We start from the raw sequence: 25,366 nt of genomic DNA on the forward strand, positions 1-25,366 counted from the left end.
GCAGATGAAGGGGGCATGATGGACAGGGTGATTGCTGCTCAGGTATACCTGCGCATCTGCGAGCTGGGAAGTCTCAGCGCCGCGGCGCGGGCGCTGGGGATGTCGCGTCCGATGGTCAGTCGCTATCTGGAGCAGATGGAGAACTGGGCTGGCGCCCGGCTGATCCATCGTTCCACCCGCCGGCTGACCCTGACGCCGGCGGGGGAAAAAGTGTTGCTTAAGACCCGCGGGTTGACGCGGATCGCCGATGAAATCGCCGGCGAGCGCCAGCGGGCCGACCCCAGCGGCACACTGCGCGTCGCCTGCGCGCACTTCACGGCAATGCAGCTGATCTCTCCGCTGCTGCCGGACTTCCTCGCTCGCTATCCGCAGTTGCGCCTGGAGCTGGATATCAATAACCATCCGGTCAGCCTGATCGGCGAGCGCATCGACGTGGCCATTCGCATTACCGACAACCCCGAGCCCGGGGCGATCGCTCGCCGCCTCGGGCTGTGTCGTTCGCTCCTCTGTGCCGCACCGCGCTGGCTCCAGCAGCATGGCCCGCTGGCGACGCTTGACGATCTGCAACAGCATAACTGTCTGTTATACAGCCACTTTGCCGGCCAGCGCTGGCAGTTCAGCGATGCGCAGGGGCAGGAGGCGTCGGTGGCGGTGAGCGGCAATCTGAGCGCGGGGATCTCTTCTCTGCTGCTGGAGGCGGCGGTCGCCGGGTGCGGCATTGCGATGCTCCCCGAACTGGAGGCGCGGAGCGCGTTGGCCAGCGGGGCGCTGGAGGTGGTGCTCCCTGACTGGACGCCGAAGGCGCTGAGCGTCTATGGCATCTATCTTTCCCGCGACTATCAGCCCGATGGGCTACCGCTGTTTCTGGATGCGCTGCAGCGACGTCTGGGGGAGATTGCCGCCGTGGCCTGAACATGAGTGTTGCATTCAGCGGCAACACCGGCGGGCGGTGGCCCTGCCGGTGAGCTGACGATGAGACTTACTCGTTGCCCCATTGATTAAGGAAGTTGGCGATATCGTCAATTCGGCGTTCATCAATGGCCGCTTCGCGGGCCATCTCCTGCTGCGCCTCTTCATCGATCTCTTCGTTATTCATCAGCCGCTCAATCAGCAGTTGAAAATAGCGCGCCAGCGCATCGCGTTCCGTCTCTTTAACCAGGGAGGCCGCTTCGGTCTCGTACTCGTCCACGATGTCATAAAATTTCAGGGGGATCTCATTACTCATCAGTTGTCCTCAGGGTCAGCGCACAGCGGCGGGCGGATATCATAGCATGCAGCCGGCTAAACACGCTGCGGGAGAGGAAAAATCGCCACGCAGGGCTGCGCGGCGATCGTGTTGGGGGAGGGACCGGCATAACGCCGGCCCGCTTATCGGCCCGGAGGCGACGGATTTAGACCACGCCGTCCCCGCCGTCAGAACACCACACCTGACCGGAGGTATAGGAGCAGGCGTCTGATGCCAGGGTGACGTACAGTGGGGCGATCTCGACCGGCTGCCCCGGGCGGCCCATCGGTGTGTCTTTGCCGAACTGTTTCACTTTCTCGTCCGGCTGGCCGCCGCTGGATTGCAGCACCGTCCAGTATGGGCCTGGCGCCACGGCGTTGACGCGAATGCCTCGTTTCGCCACCTGCTTGGCCAGCGATTTGGTAAAGATCGCCAGACAGGCTTTGGTCTGGGCATAATCGAGCAGGATTGGGCTGGGTTTATAGGCCTGCACCGAGGTGGTATTGATGATTGCGCTCCCGGCCTGGAGATGGGGCAGCGCCGCGCGAGTGATCCAGAACGGCGCGTAGACATTAGTTTTAAAGGTGGCGTCAAAGTCTTCGGTGGTGAGCTCCTCGAGCGTCTCGCAGTATTGCTGACGTCCGGCGTTATTGACCAGGATGCTCAGGCCTCCCAATTGTTCCACCGCGTCGGCCACCAGCGACTGACAGAAGGACTCGGAGCGAATATCCCCCGGCAGGGCCACTGCCGTGCGACCTTCGGCTTTGATCAGCGCGATGACTTCATCGGCATCCTCTTGCTCCTCCGGCAGATAGCTTATGGCGACATCAGCCCCTTCGCGGGCAAAGGCGATCGCCACCGCGCGGCCAATGCCGGAGTCGCCGCCGGTAATTAACGCTTTCTTACCCGCCAGCCGCCCGGTGCCGGTGTAGCTGGTTTCTCCGTGGTCCGGTGACGGCTCCATCTCCGCATCCAGACCCGGCGGGGTTTGTTCTTGCTCCGGGAACTCCGGACGGGGAGCCGTCTCTTCTGGCAACATGGAGGTGGGTAATTTTTTCATTGGCGGTTTTTCATCTTGCATAGTCATCTCCTTCAGACAGAACGGGCCAGACCTAAGGATAGGCCAGCTTCACCCCAGGCCAGGCAGCGCCAGAGGATCATCTATCTTGTTTAACAGGCAAAATAGGGGCTTTATTTGACTTTAACCGGCTGATCCTTGGCGAATTTCGTTGTATGTCGCTGCGTTATTATTGGTGGTGTTAAATTAGGATTATTCCATCCTTAATTTGCGGTGCGGGGCTATTTTACCGGGCGGGCTGAATGACGGTATGCTTTTTTAAAGGCGAAGGGGTGTGCATTGTGAAAAAAATAGTTTTTTGCACCTATGGATGGTTGATGAACTACTTCATTGTGAGTATTTTTATGACGGTGGTGTCTGGCTGAAGAAAAAAATAAATAACATCTATCATTTTCATTTTTTTACAAAAGCGTCGAGGGGAAAAGTTTCACGATAGAAAATGGTGATAACCTAAGGCGAATAAGTGAGTTACAATGTATTTATTTTTACTGCCGCTTCGTTATTTATTTTTTATTTGCCATTTTGCGTGGATAAAAGCCTGGCGTTAATTTGACTCCTGCGAGCATTCCTCTAGTGTTAGATATCGAGGGCGATGATTTGTAACAGGGTCATTTTCCATTTACCAACCGAGATCGAGTAAACCTAAAAGGTGAAATTATGGCAGAGCATAGAGGCGGTTCAGGTAACTTTGCAGAAGATCGTGAAAAAGCATCCGAAGCCGGGCGTAAAGGCGGACAGCACAGCGGCGGGAACTTTAAAAATGATCCTGAACGTGCATCCGAAGCCGGTAAAAAGGGTGGTAAGAACAGTCATGGCGGTGGTCGTAAAGCCGGTGACAGTTAATGACTGAAGCCTGAGGCGCTTTAAAAAGGGCGCCGAAAAAAAAACCTGTGGGCCTGCCGGTCCGCAGGTTTCTGTTTATATGGGCTGATAATAATAAATCTGGTCGAATGCTCGTATTTATTTATCGGCAATACGCGAAGAGTAAATAAATCGGCAACATGCTGGTTAACGGTTAAGTATTTATAAGATAGCAGGTAATAAAAATGAAACTGACACCGGCATTGATTAAACGTTGCCATCTTGTGGCCGCCGTGATGTGGGTCATTCTGGCAATACCCTCGTTAATCTGGTGGAAAAACAGCGTCCTGTGGGTCATTCTCATTAGCATCTATGCGAATATCGTTGGGCATTTATCCGGATATAGCGCAGCGCGAGCGGATCAGGCGGCGGAAGAGAATGAAGATCCCACATCCAAATAAAGGATTGGTTATCAGAGGTATTGATGACGGATATTGAAAATTACCATAACTGGCTGCGCGATGCACATGCGATGGAAAAACAGGCCGAAGTGATATTAATCGCCGCAATCAGAAGGAGTGAGAACTATCCGCCACTGCGCACGCGTCTTGAACAACATCTCTATGAAACCCGCCGGCAATTATCGTCTCTGCAGGATATCATTGCCCGTAATCATATTTCCCGCTCCGCGCTGCAGGATGCGATGAGCCGGGTCGCCGCATTGGGCCAGTCCATTGGGATGATGCTGCCCGGCGATGAGGTTATTAAAGTCATTATCACGGCCTATGTTTTTGCGCAATTCGAGGTCGCCTGCTATACCGCCTTATTGACGGCGGCGAAACGGGTGGGCGACCACCATGCCATCCACGCCCTGGAGGCGATGCTGGCGGAGGAGCGAGGCATGGCTGACTGGCTGCTTCATCATCAGCCGACGATCGTCGGGCAATTTCTGCATCGTGCCGATCTGCCTGGCGTTGAGGCCGGAAAATAAGCCGCCGGAGAAAAACTATGGTTAAACGCCACACGATCGCGCTCCATGCTGTCGAGGAACAGGTTCCTCTGAAATTAACCGCCAGACAGCAGGCTCTGGTGGACGCGGTGGCGAATCGGGCGCCTTCAGCGGAACACGCTACCGTATCGCCTGTCGCCAAACCCCGGCCGACGGCGAGGGGCGGACGTAAAACGCGCTGAATCTGCTGGCGAGTGACGGGCCACCCGTCAGGGTGAATAAGCAAGGTGATAGTGATGCAACGGGAACAGTGGTTTCACAGAGCGGTCATTTATCAGGTTGATAGTTCACTGTTTTATGACGCTAACGGTGACGGCTACGGCGATCTCGCCGGTATTCGCCAAAAGCTACATTACATTCGCAGCCTCGGGGCGACGGTGCTCTGGCTGACGCCTTTCTATCTCACCCCTCTGCAGGATGATGGCTATGATATCAGCGACCATCTGCAGCCCGATCCGCGCTTTGGCACCATCGCCGACGTGATTGAGCTGATTGCCCGCGCCCGGGAGCTGGGGCTGCGGGTGATTGTTGAGCTGGTTATCCAGCACACTTCCGCCCAGCACCCGTGGTTTCAGGCGGCGCGACGCGATCCCCGGTCGCCGTGGCGGCCATACTATCTTTGGGCCGACAGGCCGCCGGAGAAGGACGATCCCCCCATGTTTCCCGGCGTCGAGGAGAGCGTCTGGCGCTGGGATGAACAGGCCGGGCAATACTATCGCCACATGTTTTATCGTCATGAGCCGGATCTGAATCTTGCTCATCCGCCGGTGATCGCTGAAATCGAAAACATCATTACCTTCTGGCTGCAGGCGGGGGTGTCAGGTTTTCGCCTCGATGCCGCGTCACATCTGGTGAAACAGGCCGGGAAGGGCGACGAGGCGCGCGGCTACCCGCTGCTGAACCATCTCCGGCAGGTCGTTCAGCGTCTCAATCCCGAGGCGATACTGCTGGGTGAAGTGGACGTTGCGGTAGAAGATTACCGCCATTACTTCGGTCACGGCGATCGGCTGCAGATGGTGCTCAATTTCTGGCTTAACAAATATCTCTACCTCAGTCTGGCGCAGCAGCGCGCCGCCCCGGTGGTAAAAGCCCTGCAGGCGATGGTGACCCCGCCGGACGGGTGCTGCTTCGTCAACTGGCTGCGTAACCATGATGAACTGGATCTCGAGGGGATCGGCGAACGCAATAAACGCCAGGTTATCCGCACCTTTGCCCCTGATAAAGCCATGTCCGTTTACCAGCGTGGCGTACGCCGGCGACTGGCGCCGATGCTGGATGGCGATACCCGGCGCATGGCGCTGGTCCATGCGATCCTGCTGGCGCTGCCCGGCGTGCCGGTGATGCGCTATGGCGACGAGATTGGCATGGGAGACGATCTGAGCTTACCGGAGCGCTACGCGGTCAGAACGCCGATGCAGTGGTCGGCGGCGCCCAACGGCGGCTTCTCCCGGGCGGCGCGGGACGATCTGCCGGTAAAACCGATAGCCAGCGGGCGGTGGCGCTACCAGCGGATCAATGTCGAAACGGCACTGCGCCACCCCCGATCGCTGCTGAACCGGGTGCGCAACATGGTGCTGGCGCGGGCGGAATATACCGAGCCGGGCTCCATTGCTTTCGCCATCCTCGCGGTGAAACCTGCTGCGGTGCTGGGCCTGTGCTATCGCAGCGAATCGCGGGAAGTGCTGATGCTGGCGAACTGCAGCCAGCAGGCGGTAGAGGTCCTGCTCCCGCCGCTGGCCGAGGGCTACTGGAGCCCAATTCTGGAAGATAAGCTCTATCAGGATGGGCTACACGGCGGGAAAGATGCGAGGCTGGCGCTTTCCGGGTATGGGTACCGCTGGTTCAGCCGGAGCCTGGATTAACGACGTTTCCCGGAACGACGGAACAACGCCCGCAGGGCCATCGTCGCCACCGCTACCCCGACACCGGCAGCCACTTTTCCCGGGAGATCGGCGCTGATGGTCACCGCTTTACGCCGTGCGCCATCGTTAAAGGGGCCGTGTCCGGGGTGATTGCCGCGTACCGGCGTGAACAGGTCGTCCTGATGCTCTGCCGGCTTCGGCTGGCCGGTAAACTGTCCCTCCCACGCCTTTTTCACCATCAGACGATCGAGCAGGCGAGGAAAGAAGACCTGACCGAGGATCGACTGGATGGTGCTTTTCCCGACCCACAGTTCGTTGACCGGACGCTGGATGACGCTATAGATAGCCTCGGCGGCGACTTCTGGCTGATAGACCGGCGGCACCGGCTGCATGGCCTGATCCATTTTATTCCGCGCCCAGCCAAACTGGGCGGTGTTCATCCCCGGCAACTGGACCATGGTCAACTGGATGTGGCTTTTCTCGTGCATCAGTTCGGTACGCACGGCATCGGTAAAGCCGCGGATCGCCGCCTTGGCTCCACAGTAGGCCGATTGCAGGGGAATCGACCGCCAGGCCAGCGCCGAGCCGGCCTGAATAATCACTCCCCGATCCCGGGGCGCCATCACCTCCAGCGCCGCGCGGGTGCCATTGACATAGCCGAGATAGGTTACCTCCGTCACCCGGCGAAATTCCTCCTCGCTCATCTGACGAAAGGGGGCCAGCACGGTGGTCATGGCGTTGTTGATCCAAACGTCTATCGCGCCAAGTGTGGCTTCCACCTCAGCGGCGGCGCGCTGCAGCGCCCCGGCATCGGCGACGTCGGCGCTAATGGCCAGCGTTTTAATGCCAAATCGTTCGCAGGCCTGCTGGGCTTCCTGCAGACCCGTCTCATCTCGGGCGATCAGCGCCACGTGGTATCCTGCGCGAGCGAAACGCAGTGCGGTGGCTTTGCCCGCCCCCGCGGTTCCCCCGGTAATTACCATCACAGACATAGAGACCTCATTTTTTTGGCTAGCGCAATATTAACTGCACAGATCGGTTAATTATTCCTCACAAATGACAATGACGAGGTGGGAAATATCCTGGAATATACGCAGTGTGAATCAGACGACATATCCGGATGATGCTGGCTGGATCGTGCCTGCATCGGCGAGGACGTTCTATAATCTGTTAGAACCCTGTCAACCCGCGAGGAGGAAAAATGGTGACATTAAACATGCTTAGCGTTGAAAAAGAAGAAGATGACGCCACCCGCGCCCCCGAATCAGGTGATAAACAACCGGAGCGCGATAAATAAAATTGAGACTATTCCTTTTCAGGAATAATGGATATCTGGCCGTTACGCTCGAGGATAGCGAATTTGATCGCTTTGAGCTCATAAATCCCATGGTGCTGCCTGGCTGCCAGCAGGATATCATCGACAGAGATATTGACGAGCTTTATCTTTTCGTCGATGACAGCACCATTTTCCACCACAATAACCGGGCTACCATCAATGAAATTTTCCGCCTGCGAGAAGCGTTTCTTAATATAGCCGAATAAAATATCAACACCCACCAGAGTGACGATGGTGAGCATCGAACCGGTGACGGAATAGTCTGTGCTGAGCATCGCCTGTTGCGTGGCTTCGCTAATTATCAGCAGCAATATTAGATCAAAGTTGGTTAACTGCATCAGCGTTCTTCTGCCAGCAATCTTAAAAATAATCAACAGGATAAAATAGATTGCTGCGGCTCTGAGGACCATTTCCATAGCCACTCCTAGGGATAGACAAACTGGTTCCAGGTGACAGGCGCGCGATCGTTCACTGCCGCCTGCAGGGAAATATTGCCGGCTGTTTTTGGGGTAATGGATAACCACACGGACATCGGCGAGCGGTTGGCCGCTTGCTGATACACGAGGTATAATTTCCCCTCGGCACTGTACATTTTATCCGGCTGCGGGCGGATATCACCGACCTGGTAGCGCGATAAAAACGGGGCGGTGAAGCTGATAATTTTTTCACTACCTCCATCGGGTTTAATCTGAATATTCACTTCGGTTTCACTCATCAGTCTGGCATACCGCTGATAATCGACGCTTAATTCACCTGCGGCACTTTCCCGGTGCGCTTCACTGAAATAACCGGAGGACCACAGACCGCTTAGCGCGGTAAGAATGATGAGACTCAGAACAATTATCCCATAGCGCCGGAATCGATATTCGAAGCGTAGTGCTCGTTCATTCTCGTCAACGATGGGACAATCCTGTTGATTCTTAATCATTATTATTTTCCCCGCGTTTCGTTTCGGCAACAGCGTAACGATAAGGACATTCTTATATTAGTCGATATCAGAACAATTGACTTTGTAAAAGTGAATCGCCTCAGCCAGGCTTTATTCTAATCATCGGTAAAATGACGGAGGGATGATGAAAAAATTAGCGCTCGCTATGGCCTGTGTACTCGCCGTGGGTATTGCACAGGCGGACGATAAGGGCGGTTTTAGTCAGGATGCCGCACCGCCGCCGCCGCACAAACTCGATGACGGCTATCGCGGCGTCGAGGATGGCCGGATCATGACCGTTGAGCAGGCGAAAACCATGCACGATGGCGCGACTATTTCACTGCGCGGTAATTTGCTCACCCGAGGGGAAAATGACCGTTATCAGTTTCGCGATAAAAGCGGCACCATCACTGCCATCATTCCGGCCGCCGCGTTTAACGAACAGCACGTAGAGCCTGACGATCTGGTCAGCATCAACGGTAGCCTCGATCGCAAAATGACGCCGCCGGTGGTGCGTGTCGATCGTCTGCTCAAGCAGTCGCCTAAGTAAGCGGAGAACGCCGATATGAGTAATACATCTCAGCCGCAAGGTGAGCAGGGCGGAAAGCATCCTGCGCGCGAGGCGCCTGCCGAGCATGGCGAAGTGCCGCGTAAACGGGACGACAGCAAGGACGACAAAACCGATCCTTATCAGCCACACGATGGTCGTTAGCGAGGCTGACCACGAGATCCTTAAGGGCACAGTGATGCCCAGGCCGCAGAAAAGGCGCAGGTTCGGCATCACGCACTATACTTTTTGTTCGACATCATCACAGGAGGAGTCACATGGCGATTCATAAGAAAGGGCTGGCGCACTGGGAAGGCGATCTGAAACATGGCAAAGGCACCGTGTCGACAGAGAGCGGGGCGCTGAGCCAGCAGCCCTACGGCTTTAACACCCGTTTTGAAGGGGTGAAAGGCACTAACCCTGAGGAGCTGATTGGCGCCGCGCATGCCGCCTGTTTCTCAATGGCCCTGTCGCTGATGCTCAGCGAAGAGGGCTATACCGCAACGTCTATCGACACGACGGCGGTGGTCACCCTCAATAAAACCGACGGCGGCTTTGCGATAACCGACATCGCGCTGCAAAGTCAGATTGTTCTGCCGGACGTTGCGCCGGCGGCGTTCGATGAGATCATTCAGAAAGCGAAGGCCGGTTGCCCGGTATCGCAGGTGCTGAAAGCCAATATCACTCTCGACTACCAGCTGAATCCGTAAGCTGTCGTGCCCGCGCGCAGCGGGCACCCTTTCCCAATATCTCTCCCTGCGCTGCCCAATAGTGGTATCTTTTGTCCTTTAATTGCACGTAAGGGACATCATCATGATCGGCATTCGCGGGATGATCGAGGCGCAGGTGCTCGGCCTGACCGGCATGGCGCTAAAAGAGATCGATTTTGAACAGCCTAAAGGGGAGCCGGGGCTGTTTGGTCCGCAGTCGGCCATCTGGCAGGTACACGGCGATTTTACCTCGATGCTCTGCGGCGGCATCAGCGCGCTGCTGCTGCAGATGCTGCATCCCCTGGCGCTGGCCGGCGTCTGGGATCACTCCCGTTTCCGTGAGGACATCTTTGGCCGCCTGCGCCGCACCAGCCAGTTTATTTCCGCCACCACCTTTGCCACTACCCCCGACGCCGAGCGGCTCATCGCCAAAGTGCAGGGGATCCATCAGCGGATCGGCGGGGTGGATAAGGACGGAACGCCTTATCAGGCCAGCGATCCGGCGCTGTTGACCTGGGTGCACGTCGCCGAGTGCAGCCGCTTTATGGCCTCCCACCTGCGCTACAAGCGGACGGTGGTCAGCGCCGAGCGCCAGGAGGACTATTTCCGCGAGTCGGCGGAAATCGCCCGTCGGCTGGGGGCCCAGGACATCCCTCAGACGCCGCAGGAAGTGGCGGACTATCTCGAGGCGATGCGCCCGCAGTTGCGCTGTGACGAACGTACCCGGGAGGTAGCCGAGGTGCTGCTCTCTACTCGTCTGCCGGGTAGGCTGAGCCAGCCAGTGGGTCAGGTCATGATGCGCGCCGGGATCGATCTGCTGCCGGAATGGGCGCAGGAGATGCTGGGGTTGTCGCTCACGCCGCTGCAGCGGAATACGACGCGCCTGCTGGTGCATGGCGTGGCCCGCGTGCTCCGTGCCTCGGTACGCAACGGCGCCTGGCATTGCGCCATGCGCCGGATGCAAGTGGAGTGAAGGTCACTCCGCCTAGCCCAGCTGTCGGGCAATCAGTGCCTCCAGGCTGCCATCCGCCCGCCACTCGCTGAGCGCGTCATTCACCGCGTTGAAGCCAGCGACATCCGCCCGGGCGACGCAGATGGCCTGCTGGATCTCGGTAAAATTATCCGCCAGTACCCGCACCCCAGCGTGCTGACGGGCTGTCGCCTCCAGCGGCTGTCGGATACCGGCGACCATATCCCCTTCACCGGCGAGGAAGGCGTCGATGGCCTCCTGCGAGGAGGGAAGGCGATTCAGGCTGGCGTGCTGCAGATGACGGGTTAACCACAGATCGTAAGCGGCGTTTTGCCCGACGTTAATGGTGGTTGCAGGGCGATCCATGTCAGCCACCCGCTGACAGGCCGAATCGGCTCTCACCAGCGCGGTCCCCTGGATGGTGAAGTAGGGAGGCGTAAAACGCAGGGTCGCTTCCCGGGCCGGGTCGATGGCCAGAAACGCAATGTCCCAGTGATCACCGCCGGCGTCAGCCACCACTTTTCCGGCGGCAGGATAGGGGACGAACTCGGCGGTGACGCCCCAGCGCGTCGCCAGCCGATGGCTAAGCTCGACGGTGAGACCTGCGGGCTCCCCCGTCTCCCCGAGATGGGCCAGGACCGCGTTGCCCAGGTTAATGGCAAAACGCAGCCGGGATGAGGTGTTCTCTGACATCGCTGACTCCTGTGGTGGTGAAGAGAAAGTGGCCCGACCTGCCGGGCCAGTCATAAGATAGCCCATCCGCGCGCGGTTGTACCTGTCCTGCCACCCTTTCAGAATATATTAATAATCGACAGCGCCGATATCGTTAAACGGAAAGGCAATGGCTTTTATATTGTTAAGCATAAACTCAGCTTGTCAGTTTATTCTTCCCGCTCACAAAGGGAGAGAAATAATGACACAACATAATTTTGAAAATGATAATAAATATCATGAGCGTTCGATGCAGGCGCGAAAAAGTACCCTTATTAGCGTGGTGGTCAATATTTTCCTTTCCGTGTTTCAGGTTGTGGTGGGAATATTCTCTGGCTCCCAGGGGTTGATTGCTGATGGAATGCACTCTTTTTCCGATCTGGTCGCCGATGGGGTGGTGCTGGTGGCGAATAAAAAGAGCCGTCGACCCTCAGACCACGATCACCACTATGGACACTGGCGCTACGAGAATGGCGCCTCGCTGATCCTCGGCGCGATCCTGGTGCTGGTCGGGGTCGGCATGCTGTGGTCCGCGGCAGGTCACCTGGCGCAGCCGCAGACGATTCCGGCGGTGCACAGCGTGGCGCTGTGGATGGCGCTGGTGGCGCTGGCCGTTAAGGAGGGGCTGTTTCGCTATATGCTGGCGGCCGCCACGCGGCTGAATTCGTCGCTGCTCATCGCCAACGCCTGGCATGCCCGCTCCGACGCCGCGTCATCTCTGGTGGTGGCGCTGGGGATTATCGGTAACCTGGCCGGGTTCGCCTGGTTCGATCCGCTTGCCGCGCTGGCGGTGGGACTGCTAATCACCCGCATGGGCTATCGTTTCGCCGCCACGGCGCTGCACGATTTAATGGACCGCGCGGTCGATGAAGAGACGCAGCGGGCGATCGCCGGCACGCTGCAGGCCACGCCGGGCGTGGCGGGTCTGCACGATTTGAAAACCCGTAAGGCGGGGGATCTGGTGCTGGTGGATGTCCATCTCGAGGTGGCGGGAGAGATGTCGGTAGCCGAGGGACATCAGATTGCCCGTCAGGCGCGGGAGCGGGTCCTGGCGCAGCATCCGGTGCTTAACGTAATGGTGCATCTTGATCCCAGCGACGCGGCCAGCGCGCTAGGCGGGGCTGACAAAAGCGGCCTGGCGCACCCGGTGTCCTGAACCGGCAATTTTATTGGCTCAGCGGCTATTTTTTCCCTGAGCCTTAATTGCTGGCGTAACGCGCCCGCGCATCGATTGCCTGAAATATAAAAAAGGCCCATACTAAAAACGCCATTACCATCGCTAAATAATGGCGAAGATCTGCCCATCGCAGTTAACGATAAAATAAACCAATCGGTTCATAGATAATCTCTATTCTTTATTCAGAGATAATGACCAGAGCGGTAATTCAGGAAGTCAGACAATGATCATTCGGCCAGAACAACACTGGTTTCTTCGCTTATTTGACTGGCACGGCTCCGTGCTGTCGAAAATCATCTTTCGTCTGCTGCTTAATGTGCTGATGTCCATCATCGCCATTATCAGCTATCAATGGTACGAGCAGCTGGGGATCCACTTAACGGTGGCGCCGTTCAGCCTGCTGGGGATTGCGATTGCGATTTTTCTCGGCTTTCGCAACAGCGCCAGCTACAGCCGGTTCGTCGAAGCGCGCAATCTGTGGGGGACGGTGCTTATCGCCGAACGTACGCTGGTACGCCAGTTGCGCAATATCCTGCCGGCCGAACACGATGTCCATCGCCGCATCGTCAGCTATCTGGTGGCCTTTAGCTGGAGCCTGAAGCACCAGCTGCGCAAAACCGATCCGACGGCTGACCTGCGGCGGTTGTTGCCGGAGGACAAGGTGGCGGAGATCCTCGCCAGCTCAATGCCCACCAACCGGATCCTGCTGCTGGTCGGCAACGAAATTGGCCAGCTGCGGGAGGCGGGCAAGCTCAGCGACATCACCTACGGGCTGATGGACAACAAACTCGATGAGCTGGCGCACGTGCTGGGCGGTTGTGAAAGGCTGGCGACCACCCCGGTGCCATTCGCCTATACCCTGATCCTGCAGCGCACCGTGTACCTGTTCTGCACGCTGCTGCCGTTCGCGCTGGTCGGCGATCTGCACTACATGACGCCGTTTGTCTCGGTGTTTATCTCCTACACCTTTTTGTCGTGGGATTCGCTGGCGGAAGAGCTGGAAGATCCTTTCGGTACCGCCGCCAATGATCTGCCGCTGAACGCCATGTGCAATACCATTGAGCGCAATCTGCTCGACATGACCGGTCAGCATCCGCTGCCGGAGACGCTGCGTCCGGACCGTTACTTCAATCTGACCTGAATCAGACCCACCGGGCGGTTTCCGCTGCCCGGTCATCGCTTTCCCGTGGGTCTTTTATCCGTCAGCGCACAGCGACGATAACCGCGAAAATTTGCAAATAAGTTAAATTTAACACCTGATAGATAACATCAATTATACAGATTTGTTGTGTATGTTATTATTCAGTTAACAAACGCAGTACCTACGCTTTCCCATCGTACTATCCTTGAGAAACCGCATCCTAATCAGGTGACGCCGTGCTAACCACGCCACGTCGCCCGGGGCCGTCGTACGCCTTTTTTCAGGCTGCGGCGGCCAGAACAGAGCAGCAGGAGTTAAAAGATGACCAATAAAAGACGCGCGGTGCCCGGTGTTCACCCCTATGATGGCCCGGCAGGCGGGTGGGGCGCCCTGAAGGCCACGGCCATCGCTGTGCGTACCCAGATGGATGCTTTCGAAGCGCCCGCCACGCTGCTGCGCACTAACCAGCCGGATGGGTTTGACTGCCCGGGCTGCGCCTGGCCGGATAAAGAGCATAAATCCACTTTTCAGTTTTGCGAAAATGGCGCCAAAGCCGTGACCTGGGAAGCGACCACCAAACGGGTGACGCCCGCGTTCCTCGCGGCCAACACCGTGACCTCCCTGCTGGCGAAGAGCGATTTCGAACTGGAGGGCTATGGCCGCTTAACGCATCCTTTAGTCTACGACCGCGCCAGCGATACTCTGCGTCCGGTGGCGTGGGAGCAGGCCTTCGCCCGCATCGGCGAGATCCTTCGCGGCCTGCAGCCTGATGAGGTCGAGTTCTATACCTCTGGCCGGGCGTCCAATGAGGCAGCGTGGCTGTTCCAGCTGTACGCCCGCGAGTATGGCACCAACAACTTCCCCGACTGCTCCAACATGTGCCACGAATCCACCAGCGTGGGCCTGCCGCAGTCGATCGGGATTGGCAAAGGCACCGTCTCCCTCGACGATTTTGACCAGACCGAGCTGGTGATCTCCATCGGCCATAATCCGGGCACCAACCACCCACGGATGATGGGCACCCTGCATGAGCTTTCCCGCCGCGGCGTGCCGATTATCGTTTTCAATCCGCTGCGTGAGCGGGCGCTGGAGCGTTTTGCCGACCCGCAGAACGTGATGGAGATGGCGACCCGGCGCTCGACGCCGATCGCTTCGACCTACTACCAGGTGCGGGCCGGCGGTGACGCGGCGGCGCTGAAAGGGATCGCCAAAGCGCTGCTGCAGCTGGAGGAGGAGCAGGGCAATGTGCTCGACCACGCGTTTATTACCCAGCATACCCAGGGATTCTCCGCCTTCGCCGAGGATCTCCACGCCACCCGCTGGCAGGATATCGAACAGGAGTCCGGCCTGACGCGCGAATCCCTGACCCAGGTCGCCGTGGCTTACGCCAAATCCAGGGCCACCATCGTCACCTACGGCATGGGTATTACCCAGCATAATAAAGGCACTTCCAACGTCCGTCTGATTGTCGACCTGCTGCTGATGCGCGGCAACATCGGCAAGCCGGGCGCTGGCATCTGTCCGCTGCGCGGCCACTCAAACGTGCAGGGAAACCGCACCGTCGGGATCAGTGAAAAACCCTCCGCGGCCTTCCTCGACAGCCTGCAGCGGGTGATGGGGATTACGCCGCCGCGGCATCATGGTCACGATGCGGTGAAGGCCCTGGAGGCCATGATCGCCGGCGACGCCAAAGCCCTGATTTGCCTCGGGGGCAACTTCGCTGTGGCGATGCCGGATCACGAACGCGCCTTCCCGGCGATGCGCGGCCTTGAGCTCAGCGTTCACGTCGGCACCAAGCTCAACCGCTCGCACCTGCTGACGGCGAAAGAGACCTTTATTCTGCCGTGTCTGGGCCGCACCGAGCTTGACCTGCAGGCCAGCGGCCGGCAGTCGATCACTGTCGAGGATTCGATGTCGATGGTGCATGCGTCGTCAGGCAAGCTTAAGCCCGCCTCGCCGACGTTGCGCTCGGAGCCGGCGATTGTCGCTGGTCTGGCGAAGGCCACTCTGCCGGCCAGCAAAGTGGACTGGCTGTATCTGGTGGAAGATTACGACCGCATTCGCGATCTGATCGAACAGGCCATTCCGGGGTTCGAGGAGTATAACCAGCGTATTCGTCATCCCGGGGGCTTCCGCATGCCGCTACCGCCGACCGAGCGCATCTGGCCAACGGCCACCGGTAAAGCGATGTTCTCGGTCTTCAAAGGGGTGCATGAGAACGTGGTGGTGGAGGGCGAAGATGTGATGCGCTTAGTGACGCTGCGCAGTCATGATCAGTACAACACCACCATCTACGCGATGGATGACCGCTACCGCGGTGTTTTTGGCCGCCGCGACGTGCTGTTTATGAATGAACAGGACATGGCTGCCCAGGGGCTGGAACATGGCGATCGGGTAGATATTCATACCGCGCTGCCAGACAGCGAGCTGACGCTGGAAGATATCACGGTGGTAGCCTACGGCATCGCGCCCGGTACCGTCGGGGCCTATTATCCGGAAGCCAACGTGCTGGTGCCGCTGAACTATCTGGATGAAGAGAGCGGCACCCCTTCGTATAAGTCGGTTCCCGTTCGTCTGACGCTGCGCTCGAAAGAGATCCGTCCGCTGGCCGGCGTACGCTAAAAAAGCGGGGCGCAGGACGGCATCGCGCCGTCCTGCGCCCCGCAGCCCCTCGTGATATCCTCGCTTGAATTTATCGCTAGTGAAACTAACATTCTGGTAACCTGTGCGCGGCCCCGGGGGTGAACGGCGGGGTTCAAACGGGAAAGAGAATGGATATTAAGCAACTCAAGTATTTGATCGCGCTCGATCAGACGCGCCATTTTGGCCAGGCGGCGGCGGCCTGCCATATTACTCAGCCGACCCTCTCCATGCGCATTCGTAACCTGGAAGAGGAGCTGAACCTGACGCTTATTCAGCGCGGCCAGCGCTTTGAGGGTTTTACCCCGGAAGGTGAGCGGATCCTGGCCTGGGCGCGGGCGGTGCTGGCCGCCCATGATGGTCTGGCGGCAGAGGCGGCGATCTGCCGCGGGCAGATGGTCGGTCAGCTGCGGGTCGGCATGGTGCCGCTGGCGAGCCTCAACCCGATGCAGTTGATTAAACCGCTGGCGGAGAAATACCCGGCGCTGCAGTTCAGCCTGCTGTCGATGACCTCGGAGCAGATTATCGATGGTGTCAGCCGTAACCAGTTGGATCTGGGCATTTGCTATCTGCAGCATCTGGACCAGCGCCTGTTTAAGGTCGCCCGGTTGCCGCAAACCCGGATGGGGCTCCTGCATGATAAACGCCATTTCGACTTCAGCGGTGCGACGCCGGGGTGGGAGGCGCTGGCGACGTTGCCCCTCGGTTTTCTGACCAAGGGAATGTACTACCGGGAATCCATTGAAATCAGCTTTAAGGCTAAAGGGCTAACGCCGAAGTATGTTTTTGAAAGCGATTCGACGTTTCAGATTATCCAGGCGGTGCAGGCGGGGATCTGCTGCGCGATTATGCCGCTCAACAACGGCCTCGAAGCGCTGAGCGATAATCTTGACATTCTGCCGATCGCCGAAACCCAGGTCGATTCACAGCTGGCGCTCATTATGCGCCAGCAGGAGCCGGTATCAACCCTGGCGGAAAAATGCTTCGCCGAGGCGCAGGGGATTTTTGGCTGAGGTCAGTCCCTGCGACAACCTCAGATATTCTCCAGTCGAATGCCCCGCGTTCTGGGGCCGAAGATCCCTACCGACAGCATCACCATCAGCATACTGACGACGATAAAGCTAATCACCCCCGGCGTGCCGGCGTATTGCAGAATAATGCCGATCAGGATGCTGGTCACCGCGGTGGAGAGCCGGCTGAACGAGTAGCAGAAGCCGACGGCGCGGGCGCGAATATGGGTCGGGAAGACCTCGGCCTGGTAGGCGTGGTAGCTGATGGTCAGCCAGGCGTTGGACCAGGTGATCATAAACCCGCAGATCACCAGCAGAATCGGGCTGTTTTGCAGGGCGAACAGGGTCCCGAAGATGACAGTCATCAGCGCGGAGAGGACAATTTGCCATTTGTTCTCAAAGCGATGCACGAAGCGGGTGCAGAACAGGCAGCCCAGCGGATAGGCGAGGGTGATAAAGAAGGCGTACAGCAGACTGTGAGTGATGCTGGCCCCCTGACCGGAGAGCAGCGCCGGCAGCCAGTTGCCAAAGCCGAAGAAGCCGATCGCCTGGAAGAAGTTCATCACCATCAGCATCAGGGTGCGCTGCCGATACTGCGGCGCCCAGATTTCGCGGAAGGTGCCGCGTTTGACGACGCTCTGTGCCGCATGCGCATGCGCATGCTTCGGCGACGGCGTCACGCCACAGCGGGCTTCCATCTCACTCATCACCGCATGCGCGTCATCATGCCGCCCTTTGCTTTCCAGCCAGCGCGCTGACTCCGGCAGCTTTTTGCGGATAAACCAGATCGCCAGCGAGAACAGCGCGCCAAAGATGATCACCCAGCGCCAGCCGCTGAGGCCGAAGAGGGTGGTTGGCACCAGCATCCAGGACATCAGCGCCACCGCCGGAACCGACAGGAACTGGATGAAGAAAGCAAAGGCAAACGCTTTATTGCGCAGATGGGTTGGCATCCATTCGCTGAGATAGGTGTCAATGGTCACCAGCTCAATACCGAGGCCGATCCCCACCAGAAAGCGGAAAAAGATCACCCCTTCCGCGCTACTCTGCGTCGCCATCAGCAGCGAAAAGAGGCCGTACCAGGCGAGCGCTACCATAAACGTCAGACGGCGCCCCAGCCTGTCCGCCAGCGGCGCCAACAGACTGGCGCCAATAAACAGCCCCATAAAGGTGGCGGAGGCAAAAGCCGCCTGATCGGCAATCCCGAATATCCCCGCCTGCCCGGTGTGGAAAATCCCGTCGGCCAGCAGCCCTGCGCTGATATACCCGGTCTGGAACAGGTCGTAGAGCTCGAAGAAGCCACCGAGGGAGAGCAGGGTGATAAACGACCATAAACCGAAGGAGGCGGGCAGCGCATCAATGCGTCCGGTTAAGCTGGCGTGCGGTTGTCCGGGCGAGGCATAAGGCGCGCCGCCGAGAACCTGGGTGGTAGACATGGTGTTGTATTCCTCAGGATGAATGGTTTGCCTGCTAATGTTAATTGATTGTTAATAGTTTTAAATTTTTAATCCTACGCGTTAGCTGCAATCTTTAGCGCAAGATATCGCGGTACACCATGAAAAATGAGATTCATGCTAGTTTTCGCCGCATGCCAGGCGAAGAATTGAAGTAAATCACCGCGGACGGTATTTCCCGTTGTGCGATTCGCCAACCCGCAGGAAAGCGGCTAGAATGGCCTCCTCGCAGGAGGTTATAAGAATGTTAAAAGAGGGATGTATGGCGTCGTATTCAGATCAGCCAGAGATGGCGACTGAGTTTCGCTTTACCCGTGTGATGGCCGAGCAGGCGGCGCGGGCGCGTCTGACGCTCGATGACGATCAGCTGTCGCTGATCGCTCGCCTGGATGCTCTGGGCCAGCAGCTGTTGTCCGCGGCTGGTACACCGCAGGGGCTGTACGTCTGGGGGCGGACCGGGCGGGGGAAAAGTTTTATCCTCGACCACTTTTTTGCCAGCCTGCCGCTCGCCGCCCGGCGGCGGGTCCATTTTCATCACTTCTTCCGCGAGCTACATCAGCGGCTGAATGCCCCCGGCGCGCCCGACCTGCAGGCGGTGATGAGGCAGATGACTTCCGGCTGTCGCCTGCTGTGCTTCGACGAATTTCATCTTCACGACCCTGGCGACGCGATGCTGATCAAGGTCTTACTGGAGCATCTCTTTCAGCGCGGCATTGTGCTGTTGGCGACGTCAAACTATCCGCCGGAGATGCTGCTGCCCAATCCGCTGTATCACGATCGTTTTTTACCGTCGATCGCGCTGATCCGCGCCCACCTGGCGGTCGTCGCGCTGAACGGTGAGGAGGATTATCGCCAGCGTCATCTGAGCGTCGATAATGCCTTCTGCAGCGGGCGGATGTGGGTTAATCCGAATGCACAACAGCGTCAGCTGTATGACCTGCCGTCGCTGCCTGCCGAACCGGTTTCGCTGACGGTAGGTTATCGCACCCTGCTGGCTGCCACGGCGTCATCCACTCTGCTCCACTTCACCTTTGCCCAACTCTGTCAGGCCGCCACGGCGGTGATGGACTATCTGACGCTCAGCGAAAGCTATACGGTTTGGTTACTGGATGAAGTGCCGCCGCTGGCTACGGTGGGGCCGGCGGCCCAGCAGCGCTTTATCAACGTGATTGATGTGCTGTATGAAAAGCAGATCCGCCTGCTGCTGGTAACCTGCTGCGATCTGGAGACACTGGTGGCCGGGGTGGAACTGGAGGATATTCAGCGTACGCGGAGTCGCCTGCAACAGTTGCCGCGGGCGGTGTGAGAGAAACGCCCCGGCGGCTGCCGGGGCGGGGGGATTACAGGTCGAAGCGGTCGAGATTCATCACCTTAGTCCAGGCGGCGACGAAGTCATGCACCAGCTTCTGCTGCCCGTCGGCGCAGGCATACACTTCCGCCAGCGCGCGCAGTACAGAGTTGGAGCCAAACACCAGATCCACGCGGGTGGCGCTGTACTTCGCCTCGCCGGTTTTACGGTCGCTGCCGGTAAACAGCTCCGCGTGGTCATCGGCCGCTTTCCAGACGGTGGCCATATCCAGCAGGTTGACGAAGAAGTCATTGCTGAGCACGCCGACGCGGTCGGTGAACACCCCGTGTTTGCTGCCGTCGTAGTTCGCGCCCAGTACGCGCAAGCCACCGACCAGCACTGTCATTTCCGGGGCGGTTAACGTCAGCTGCTGGGCTTTATCGATCAGCAGCGTTTCCGTCGAGACACCGCCTTCGATACGGCGATAGTTGCGGAAGCCATCCGCCAGCGGCTGCAGCAGGTCAAACGACTCGACGTCGGTCTGCTCAGGCAGGGCGTCGACGCGGCCTGGGGTAAACGGCACGTTAACGCTGACTCCGGCGGCAGCGGCCGCCTGCTCAACGCCGACCACGCCAGCCAGCACGATGATATCGGCTAACGACGCTTTGCCGGAGGCACGCTGGATCGCCTGCAGAGTCGGCAGCACCCGGCTGGCGATAGCATTGACCGGCCAGTCTTTCTGCGGAGCGAGGGCCAGGCGTGCGCCGTTAGCGCCGCCGCGCTTATCGCCGCCGCGGAAGGTGGAGGCGGAAGCCCAGGCGACCGAAACCAGCTCACTCACCGACAGGCCGGCGCCGGCGATGGCGGTTTTCAGACTGGCGATATCCTCAGCGCTCGGCTGATGAGTCGCTGCCGGCAGCGGATCCTGCCAAATCAGATCTTCTTTCGGCACTTCCGGACCGAGGTAACGGGATTTTGGCCCCATATCACGGTGGGTCAGCTTGAACCACGCCCGGGCAAACGCCTCGTTAAAGGCCTGCGGATCGTTGAGGAAGCGGCGGGAGATCTTTTCAAACTCCGGGTCGAAGCGCAGGGTCAGGTCGGTGACCAGCATGGTCGGTTTGCGCTTTTTCCCCGGATTAAACGGATCCGGGATAATTTCCGGCGCATCTTTGGCTTCGAACTGGATAGCGCCAGCCGGGCTGCGGGTCTGCACCCATTCATATTTAAACAGGTTCTCGAAGAAGTAGTTGCTCCACTGGGTGGGCGTCTGCGTCCAGACCACTTCCAGACCGGAGGTGATGGCATCCGCACCTGCGCCGCTGCCGTAGCTGGAGTGCCAGCCCAGACCTTGCGCTTCCAGTGGGGCGGCTTCCGGCTCGGCGCCGACGTGGCTGGTTTCGGCGGCGCCGTGGGTTTTACCCAGCGTGTGGCCGCCGGCGATCAGGGCGACAATCTCTTCATCGTCCATCGCCATATTGCCGAAGGTGGCGCGAATGGCTGCTGCGGCGGACAACGGCTCGCCGCTGGCGTTCGGTCCCTCCGGGTTAACGTAGATCAGCCCCATTTCGGTGGCGCCGATGGCCTGTTTCGCCAGGCTTTCCGGGTGACGGTGGGCCAGCCACTCTTTCTCATCGCCCCAGTCGACGTCCAGATCCGGTTCCCAGACATCTTCACGACCGGCGCCAAAGCCAAAGGTGCGGAAGCCGGCGTTTTCCAGAGCGACGTTACCCGCCAGCATGTAAAGGTCGGCCCAGGAGATTTTCTGGCCATATTTCTGTTTTACTGGCCACAGCAGACGACGGGCTTTATCGAGACTGACGTTGTCTGGCCAGGAGTTCAGCGGCGCAAAGCGCTGCTGCCCACGGCCTGCGCCGCCGCGACCGTCAACGGTGCGGTAGGTGCCGGCGCCGTGCCAGGCCATGCGAATAAACAAGCCAATATAGCTACCCCAGTCTGCCGGCCACCACTCTTGCGAGTCGGTCAGCAACGCTCTGAGGTCAGCTTTCAGCGCGGAGTAGTCGAGCTTTTTAAACTCTTCCCTGTAGTTAAAATCCTCACCCAACGGGTTGGAACGACTGGAGTGCTGGTTCAGCAGATCGACACGCAGCTGGTTAGGCCACCAGTCGCGGTTGCCGGTGCCGCTGCCGGCGCTCTGTTTTGGCGTCTCGGCGTGGAAAGGGCACTTTCCGGCGGATGCGTTGTTGGATGGGTCGTTAGACGTGCTCATATCAGGCTCCGTTTGCTTTTGTGAATGCCATTACGATATACACTGCTACCAATAAGCGATATTTGAATGAGTCTACAGATTTAATAGCTAATTCCGTTCAACGAAGGGTAAACATCCCCTTATATGACCAGGTAGACCTGGCGGTTAGTATAAACCTCACCATTAACCATAGACGTAACGAGACGGCAAAGGAAACGATCTGCGTCAATCAGGGAGCCGGATTGCTAATTGTTTGAGATATGACAATTTTCCTGCGAGAAAAGGATGAGGGCTGTCCGTTGCGCGAGCGTAACGAATGTTCGGTACGGGGGTTGTTGGCGGACACAGAATAAGCTAATACTTAGGCACCATGTGACTGGCGCTGAAGACAGAATACTGTCGGGGAGCATGGTCGACGTCGCCGCGCGCCTGGGCATTACCGATATCTGGAGATAAGTTATGCCTGAATTCGCTTCATTAATGGCCTTTGCCGCGGTGGCGCTGGGGTTGGTGTTAACCCCAGGCCCCAACATGATGTATCTCACTTCGCGTTCGATTTGCCAGGGAAAACGCGCTGGTTTTATCTCCCTTGCCGGCGTGGCCGTGGGATTTTTCTTCTATATGTTGTGTGCCGCTTTCGGCATCACCGCGTTGGTTTTCGCGGTCCCATATGCCTACGATGCCTTGCGTTTATGCGGGGTCGCTTATTTGCTCTATCTGGCGTGGCAGGCGATCAAACCGGGAGGGCGGCCGATATTTGCGGTGCGCGACTTACCCGCGGACAGTGGGCGTAAGCTGTTTCTGATGGGATTCCTCACCAGCCTGGCGAACCCCAAAGTTGCCATCCTGTATCTGTCCCTGCTGCCGCAGTTTATCACCCCCGGACTCGGCAGCGTGCTCAGTCAGTCGTTAATATTAGGCTGTACCCAGGTGATCATCAGCGTGGCGGTGAACGGCATGATTATCTTGCTGGCCGGGCAGGTGGCGTTATTTCTTGGTCGGCGGCCGGGCTGGCAACAATTTCAACGCTGGCTGATGGCGACGGTACTGGCGGGAATGGCGGTTAAGATCGCTTTTGAGGCCAGAAAATAAGCGGGTTGATCGTGTAAACAGATGCCAGCCGTCCCCGTTGCTGGCTAACCTCGCACTCTGATGCCTTTCTCCTGCACAGAAAGGCTTCCCACGCTCTAACATGCTGAAACATTTCTGCCAGATCATTAGCAACCTTTCAGTAGGGCTGGCGCCGCGATAAGGCTATGCTTCCCGGCCGTTACGCTGTTGGCTTTTCTTGTGATTCAGGTGATGTACCGCTAATGCCCCTTTTGAGAGATGAAATTCGCGACCACTCCGCGGAAGAGATGCTGTTTATCCGCCGGGCCGCAATTGCTTTTCTGCTGGTGGTGGTCTGCTTTGGCGTGCTGATCGCCAACCTCTACCATCTGCAGGTGGAGCAGCATGATTTCTACCAGACCCGATCGAACCAGAACGACATTAAGATGCTGCCCATTGCCCCCAGCCGCGGGCTGATATTCGATCGCAATGGCATTCCGCTGGTGCAGAACATTACCCTGTATCGCCTGCAGGTGATCCCGAGCAAAATTCCCGATATGGCCGCGCTGCTGCAAAGCCTGACGCCGATCGTCGACCTGACGCCGGATGACATCGCCAGCTTCCGCGACGATATGCACCACAACAGCCGCTATAAAGCGGTGACGCTGAAGTCCGACCTCAGCGACGTGGAGGTGGCGCGCTTCGCGGTTAACGAATTCCGTTTCCCCGGCGTGACGGTGGAGAGCTATCAGCAGCGCGAATACCCGTACGGCGCCGAGCTGGCGCACGTGGTGGGCTATGTGTCGAAAATTAACGACAACGACCTACAGCGGCTGGCGAAAGACGGCGAAGAGGAGAACTATGCTGCCGACCACAATATCGGCAAGCAGGGGATCGAGGGCTATTACGAAAAAGCGCTCCACGGCACCACTGGCTATCAGGAAGTGGAGGTCGATAACCACGGCCGGGTGGTGCGTCTGCTGAAAGAGGTACCGCCGGTGGCCGGGAAAAATCTCTATCTGACCCTCGACCTGCACCTGCAGCAGTATATTGAGTCGGTGCTGAAGGGGCAGCGCGCGGCGGTGGTGGTGGTCGACCCGCGGGATGGCGGCGTGCTGGCGATGGTCTCCAGCCCCAGCTACGATCCTAATCCGTTCGTCAAAGGCATCGGCTATCAGGCCTATAAATCGCTGCTCGATAATCCGGACCGGCCGCTAATCAACCGTGTCACTCAGGGTCTTTACCCGCCGGCCTCGACGGTGAAGCCCTATATGGCGCTGTCGGCGCTCTCCGCTGGGGTCATCACCCCGAACACCACCTTCTTCGGCGCGCCGACGTGGACGCTGCCGGGCACGCAACGCCGCTACCGCGACTGGCTGAAGACCGGCCACGGGATGCTCAACGTGACCAAAGCCATCGAAGAGTCGGCTGACACCTTTTTCTATCAGGTCGCTTTCGAGATGGGCATTGACCGGATCCATGAGTGGCTGAGCAAGTTTGGTTACGGCCAGTCCACCGGCATCGACCTTAATGAGGAGTATGCCGGCGTACTGCCCAGCCGGGAGTGGAAACAGCGGGTGCATAAAAAGCCCTGGTATCAGGGGGACACCATCTCGGTCGGCATCGGCCAGGGGTACTGGATCGCCACGCCAATTCAGATGGTGAAGGCGCTCACCACCCTGCTGAACAATGGCAAGGTGCAGGATCCGCATCTGCTCTATTCGATGAAGCAGGGCAACCATGTGGAACGTTATCAGCAGCCGGCGAACCTGCCGCAGGTGGGCGATCCGAAATCGCCGTACTGGGGCATTGTGCGCAACGGCATGTATGGGATGGCGAATCTGCCCAACGGCACCGGCTACAAGCTGTTCCATACCGCGCCGTACCAGATCGCGGCGAAGTCCGGCACCTCGCAGGTGTTCAGCCTGAAGCAAAACCAGACCTACAACGCCAAAATGATCCCGGTGCGTCTGCGCGACCATATCTTCTATACCCTGTTTGCCCCTTATCAGCATCCGAAGGTGGCGATGGCGCTGATCCTGGAGAACGGCGGCGGGGATGGGGTGGTGGCCGGACCGACGGCGCGCGCCATTCTGGACCACATCTTTGTTCCGCAGCAGGCGTCATCCGCGGCGGCTGACGTGCCGCAGCGTGACAGCGCCGATGCCCAGTAAGCGGCTGGACTTATTCCGGACGCGCATCGTTCATAGATATTGGTTA

25 protein-coding genes and 1 riboswitch are annotated in these 25,366 nt (G+C 58.4%); of the genes, 17 read left to right on the forward strand and 8 right to left on the reverse strand.

Annotated features, from left to right (window positions below; all coding sequences use genetic code 11):
* Positions 1 to 18: 18 nt before the first annotated feature.
* Positions 19 to 912 (forward strand): LysR family transcriptional regulator, encoded by an 894-nt coding sequence (locus tag AC3EMD_RS12210; protein ID WP_008804754.1) that lies wholly within the window; start codon positions 19 to 21, stop codon positions 910 to 912.
* Positions 913 to 979: 67 nt separating this feature from the next.
* Here the strand turns inward: AC3EMD_RS12210 and AC3EMD_RS12215 are convergent, their stop codons facing one another.
* Entirely contained in the window at positions 980 to 1,225 is a 246-nt protein-coding gene (locus AC3EMD_RS12215) for a DUF2543 family protein (protein WP_063266921.1), read from the reverse strand.
* Positions 1,226 to 1,391: 166 nt separating this feature from the next.
* Positions 1,392 to 2,306 (reverse strand): SDR family oxidoreductase, encoded by a 915-nt coding sequence (locus AC3EMD_RS12220; protein ID WP_008804756.1) that lies wholly within the window; start codon positions 2,304 to 2,306, stop codon positions 1,392 to 1,394.
* A 654-nt stretch (positions 2,307 to 2,960) separates the two neighbouring features.
* Here AC3EMD_RS12220 and AC3EMD_RS12225 point away from each other — a divergent pair.
* The 5 genes from AC3EMD_RS12225 to AC3EMD_RS12245 all read left to right on the forward strand — a co-directional run bounded on the left by AC3EMD_RS12225 (position 2,961) and on the right by AC3EMD_RS12245 (position 5,975).
* Positions 2,961 to 3,146, forward strand: coding sequence for a con-10 family general stress protein (locus AC3EMD_RS12225; RefSeq protein WP_008804757.1), 186 nt, complete (start codon positions 2,961 to 2,963; stop codon positions 3,144 to 3,146).
* 203 nt (positions 3,147 to 3,349) lie between these two features.
* Positions 3,350 to 3,565, forward strand: a complete 216-nt coding sequence (locus AC3EMD_RS12230) for a hypothetical protein (protein WP_008804758.1) — start codon at positions 3,350 to 3,352, stop codon at positions 3,563 to 3,565.
* A 23-nt stretch (positions 3,566 to 3,588) separates the two neighbouring features.
* Positions 3,589 to 4,095 carry a ferritin-like domain-containing protein gene (locus tag AC3EMD_RS12235; protein ID WP_012968125.1) on the forward strand — a complete coding sequence of 169 codons (507 nt, stop codon included), beginning with the start codon at positions 3,589 to 3,591 and terminating at the stop codon, positions 4,093 to 4,095.
* 17 nt (positions 4,096 to 4,112) lie between these two features.
* Positions 4,113 to 4,295: a hypothetical protein gene (locus AC3EMD_RS12240; RefSeq protein WP_063266922.1), complete on the forward strand. Its 183-nt coding sequence runs from the start codon at positions 4,113 to 4,115 to the stop codon at positions 4,293 to 4,295.
* 54 nt (positions 4,296 to 4,349) lie between these two features.
* On the forward strand, positions 4,350 to 5,975 hold the full coding sequence (locus AC3EMD_RS12245) for an alpha-amylase family protein (RefSeq protein ID WP_063266923.1): 1,626 nt from the start codon (positions 4,350 to 4,352) through the stop codon (positions 5,973 to 5,975).
* Here AC3EMD_RS12245 and AC3EMD_RS12250 read toward each other — a convergent pair.
* From AC3EMD_RS12250 to AC3EMD_RS12260, 3 genes are all read right to left on the reverse strand, one after another.
* A complete protein-coding gene (locus AC3EMD_RS12250) occupies positions 5,972 to 6,967 on the reverse strand; it encodes an SDR family oxidoreductase (RefSeq protein WP_012968128.1) in 996 nt (331 codons plus the stop codon). The genes AC3EMD_RS12245 and AC3EMD_RS12250 overlap by 4 nt on opposite strands.
* 313 nt (positions 6,968 to 7,280) lie before the next feature.
* Positions 7,281 to 7,727 (reverse strand): DUF421 domain-containing protein, encoded by a 447-nt coding sequence (locus AC3EMD_RS12255; RefSeq protein ID WP_008804762.1) that lies wholly within the window; start codon positions 7,725 to 7,727, stop codon positions 7,281 to 7,283.
* Between the two features lie 8 nt (positions 7,728 to 7,735).
* Entirely contained in the window at positions 7,736 to 8,239 is a 504-nt protein-coding gene (locus tag AC3EMD_RS12260) for a hypothetical protein (RefSeq protein ID WP_008804763.1), read from the reverse strand.
* 145 nt (positions 8,240 to 8,384) lie between these two features.
* Here AC3EMD_RS12260 and AC3EMD_RS12265 point away from each other — a divergent pair, with 145 nt between their 5' ends.
* The 4 genes from AC3EMD_RS12265 (at position 8,385) to AC3EMD_RS12280 (ending at position 10,469) form a co-directional block, all read left to right on the forward strand.
* A complete protein-coding gene (locus AC3EMD_RS12265; protein WP_064323531.1) occupies positions 8,385 to 8,789 on the forward strand; it encodes a YdeI family stress tolerance OB fold protein in 405 nt (134 codons plus the stop codon).
* A gap of 15 nt (positions 8,790 to 8,804) precedes the next feature.
* Positions 8,805 to 8,951 (forward strand): hypothetical protein, encoded by a 147-nt coding sequence (locus tag AC3EMD_RS12270; RefSeq protein WP_012541624.1) that lies wholly within the window; start codon positions 8,805 to 8,807, stop codon positions 8,949 to 8,951.
* Positions 8,952 to 9,064: 113 nt separating this feature from the next.
* Positions 9,065 to 9,496 carry an OsmC family protein gene (locus AC3EMD_RS12275; RefSeq protein WP_008804765.1) on the forward strand — a complete coding sequence of 144 codons (432 nt, stop codon included), beginning with the start codon at positions 9,065 to 9,067 and terminating at the stop codon, positions 9,494 to 9,496.
* Between the two features lie 103 nt (positions 9,497 to 9,599).
* Positions 9,600 to 10,469 carry an oxygenase MpaB family protein gene (locus AC3EMD_RS12280; RefSeq protein WP_012968130.1) on the forward strand — a complete coding sequence of 290 codons (870 nt, stop codon included), beginning with the start codon at positions 9,600 to 9,602 and terminating at the stop codon, positions 10,467 to 10,469.
* 12 nt (positions 10,470 to 10,481) lie between these two features.
* Here AC3EMD_RS12280 and AC3EMD_RS12285 read toward each other — a convergent pair whose 3' ends face one another.
* Positions 10,482 to 11,159, reverse strand: coding sequence for an ABC transporter substrate-binding protein (locus AC3EMD_RS12285; protein WP_055323105.1), 678 nt, complete (start codon positions 11,157 to 11,159; stop codon positions 10,482 to 10,484).
* 220 nt (positions 11,160 to 11,379) lie between these two features.
* Between AC3EMD_RS12285 and AC3EMD_RS12290 the strand changes: the two genes are divergently transcribed.
* The 4 genes from AC3EMD_RS12290 to AC3EMD_RS12305 all read left to right on the forward strand — a co-directional run bounded on the left by AC3EMD_RS12290 (position 11,380) and on the right by AC3EMD_RS12305 (position 17,148).
* Positions 11,380 to 12,333: a cation diffusion facilitator family transporter gene (locus tag AC3EMD_RS12290; RefSeq protein ID WP_163589940.1), complete on the forward strand. Its 954-nt coding sequence runs from the start codon at positions 11,380 to 11,382 to the stop codon at positions 12,331 to 12,333.
* A gap of 244 nt (positions 12,334 to 12,577) precedes the next feature.
* Positions 12,578 to 13,495, forward strand: coding sequence for a bestrophin family protein (locus AC3EMD_RS12295; protein WP_008804769.1), 918 nt, complete (start codon positions 12,578 to 12,580; stop codon positions 13,493 to 13,495).
* A 321-nt stretch (positions 13,496 to 13,816) separates the two neighbouring features.
* Entirely contained in the window at positions 13,817 to 16,117 is a 2,301-nt protein-coding gene (locus AC3EMD_RS12300) for an FdhF/YdeP family oxidoreductase (protein WP_302074119.1), read from the forward strand.
* Positions 16,118 to 16,266: 149 nt separating this feature from the next.
* Positions 16,267 to 17,148: a LysR family transcriptional regulator gene (locus AC3EMD_RS12305; protein WP_032733087.1), complete on the forward strand. Its 882-nt coding sequence runs from the start codon at positions 16,267 to 16,269 to the stop codon at positions 17,146 to 17,148.
* Between the two features lie 20 nt (positions 17,149 to 17,168).
* Here the strand turns inward: AC3EMD_RS12305 and AC3EMD_RS12310 are convergent, their stop codons facing one another.
* On the reverse strand, positions 17,169 to 18,581 hold the full coding sequence (locus AC3EMD_RS12310; protein ID WP_077139250.1) for an MFS transporter: 1,413 nt from the start codon (positions 18,579 to 18,581) through the stop codon (positions 17,169 to 17,171).
* 262 nt (positions 18,582 to 18,843) lie between these two features.
* Between AC3EMD_RS12310 and zapE the strand changes: the two genes are divergently transcribed.
* Complete coding sequence (gene zapE / locus AC3EMD_RS12315; RefSeq protein WP_055323107.1) at positions 18,844 to 19,905, forward strand: cell division protein ZapE; 1,062 nt, start codon at positions 18,844 to 18,846, stop codon at positions 19,903 to 19,905.
* A gap of 34 nt (positions 19,906 to 19,939) precedes the next feature.
* Here the strand turns inward: zapE and katG are convergent, their stop codons facing one another.
* Entirely contained in the window at positions 19,940 to 22,117 is a 2,178-nt protein-coding gene (katG, locus tag AC3EMD_RS12320; RefSeq protein ID WP_012541632.1) for a catalase/peroxidase HPI, read from the reverse strand.
* 341 nt (positions 22,118 to 22,458) lie between these two features.
* Positions 22,459 to 22,538, forward strand: a riboswitch (ZMP/ZTP riboswitch).
* Positions 22,539 to 22,555: 17 nt separating this feature from the next.
* Here katG and AC3EMD_RS12325 point away from each other — a divergent pair.
* Positions 22,556 to 23,188 carry a LysE family translocator gene (locus AC3EMD_RS12325; RefSeq protein WP_004898401.1) on the forward strand — a complete coding sequence of 211 codons (633 nt, stop codon included), beginning with the start codon at positions 22,556 to 22,558 and terminating at the stop codon, positions 23,186 to 23,188.
* Positions 23,189 to 23,409: 221 nt separating this feature from the next.
* Positions 23,410 to 25,320, forward strand: a complete 1,911-nt coding sequence (mrdA, locus tag AC3EMD_RS12330) for a penicillin-binding protein 2 (protein WP_016161111.1) — start codon at positions 23,410 to 23,412, stop codon at positions 25,318 to 25,320.
* The last annotated feature ends 46 nt before the right edge of the window (positions 25,321 to 25,366 follow it).

Source organism: Klebsiella sp. PK18, from assembly GCF_057784655.1.

Bases quoted from the DNA above. Each gene is read 5' to 3' on its own strand.
- AC3EMD_RS12210 (WP_008804754.1), top strand. From the start codon at position 19: ATGGACAGGGTGATTGCTGCTCAGGTATACCTGCGCATCTGCGAGCTG.
- AC3EMD_RS12215 (WP_063266921.1), bottom strand. From the start codon at position 1,225: ATGAGTAATGAGATCCCCCTGAAATTTTATGACATCGTGGACGAGTAC.
- AC3EMD_RS12220 (WP_008804756.1), bottom strand. From the start codon at position 2,306: ATGCAAGATGAAAAACCGCCAATGAAAAAATTACCCACCTCCATGTTG.
- AC3EMD_RS12225 (WP_008804757.1), top strand. From the start codon at position 2,961: ATGGCAGAGCATAGAGGCGGTTCAGGTAACTTTGCAGAAGATCGTGAA.
- AC3EMD_RS12230 (WP_008804758.1), top strand. From the start codon at position 3,350: ATGAAACTGACACCGGCATTGATTAAACGTTGCCATCTTGTGGCCGCC.
- AC3EMD_RS12235 (WP_012968125.1), top strand. From the start codon at position 3,589: ATGACGGATATTGAAAATTACCATAACTGGCTGCGCGATGCACATGCG.
- AC3EMD_RS12240 (WP_063266922.1), top strand. From the start codon at position 4,113: ATGGTTAAACGCCACACGATCGCGCTCCATGCTGTCGAGGAACAGGTT.
- AC3EMD_RS12245 (WP_063266923.1), top strand. From the start codon at position 4,350: ATGCAACGGGAACAGTGGTTTCACAGAGCGGTCATTTATCAGGTTGAT.
- AC3EMD_RS12250 (WP_012968128.1), bottom strand. From the start codon at position 6,967: ATGTCTGTGATGGTAATTACCGGGGGAACCGCGGGGGCGGGCAAAGCC.
- AC3EMD_RS12255 (WP_008804762.1), bottom strand. From the start codon at position 7,727: ATGGAAATGGTCCTCAGAGCCGCAGCAATCTATTTTATCCTGTTGATT.
- AC3EMD_RS12260 (WP_008804763.1), bottom strand. From the start codon at position 8,239: ATGATTAAGAATCAACAGGATTGTCCCATCGTTGACGAGAATGAACGA.
- AC3EMD_RS12265 (WP_064323531.1), top strand. From the start codon at position 8,385: ATGAAAAAATTAGCGCTCGCTATGGCCTGTGTACTCGCCGTGGGTATT.
- AC3EMD_RS12270 (WP_012541624.1), top strand. From the start codon at position 8,805: ATGAGTAATACATCTCAGCCGCAAGGTGAGCAGGGCGGAAAGCATCCT.
- AC3EMD_RS12275 (WP_008804765.1), top strand. From the start codon at position 9,065: ATGGCGATTCATAAGAAAGGGCTGGCGCACTGGGAAGGCGATCTGAAA.
- AC3EMD_RS12280 (WP_012968130.1), top strand. From the start codon at position 9,600: ATGATCGGCATTCGCGGGATGATCGAGGCGCAGGTGCTCGGCCTGACC.
- AC3EMD_RS12285 (WP_055323105.1), bottom strand. From the start codon at position 11,159: ATGTCAGAGAACACCTCATCCCGGCTGCGTTTTGCCATTAACCTGGGC.
- AC3EMD_RS12290 (WP_163589940.1), top strand. From the start codon at position 11,380: ATGACACAACATAATTTTGAAAATGATAATAAATATCATGAGCGTTCG.
- AC3EMD_RS12295 (WP_008804769.1), top strand. From the start codon at position 12,578: ATGATCATTCGGCCAGAACAACACTGGTTTCTTCGCTTATTTGACTGG.
- AC3EMD_RS12300 (WP_302074119.1), top strand. From the start codon at position 13,817: ATGACCAATAAAAGACGCGCGGTGCCCGGTGTTCACCCCTATGATGGC.
- AC3EMD_RS12305 (WP_032733087.1), top strand. From the start codon at position 16,267: ATGGATATTAAGCAACTCAAGTATTTGATCGCGCTCGATCAGACGCGC.
- AC3EMD_RS12310 (WP_077139250.1), bottom strand. From the start codon at position 18,581: ATGTCTACCACCCAGGTTCTCGGCGGCGCGCCTTATGCCTCGCCCGGA.
- zapE (WP_055323107.1), top strand. From the start codon at position 18,844: ATGTTAAAAGAGGGATGTATGGCGTCGTATTCAGATCAGCCAGAGATG.
- katG (WP_012541632.1), bottom strand. From the start codon at position 22,117: ATGAGCACGTCTAACGACCCATCCAACAACGCATCCGCCGGAAAGTGC.
- AC3EMD_RS12325 (WP_004898401.1), top strand. From the start codon at position 22,556: ATGCCTGAATTCGCTTCATTAATGGCCTTTGCCGCGGTGGCGCTGGGG.
- mrdA (WP_016161111.1), top strand. From the start codon at position 23,410: ATGCCCCTTTTGAGAGATGAAATTCGCGACCACTCCGCGGAAGAGATG.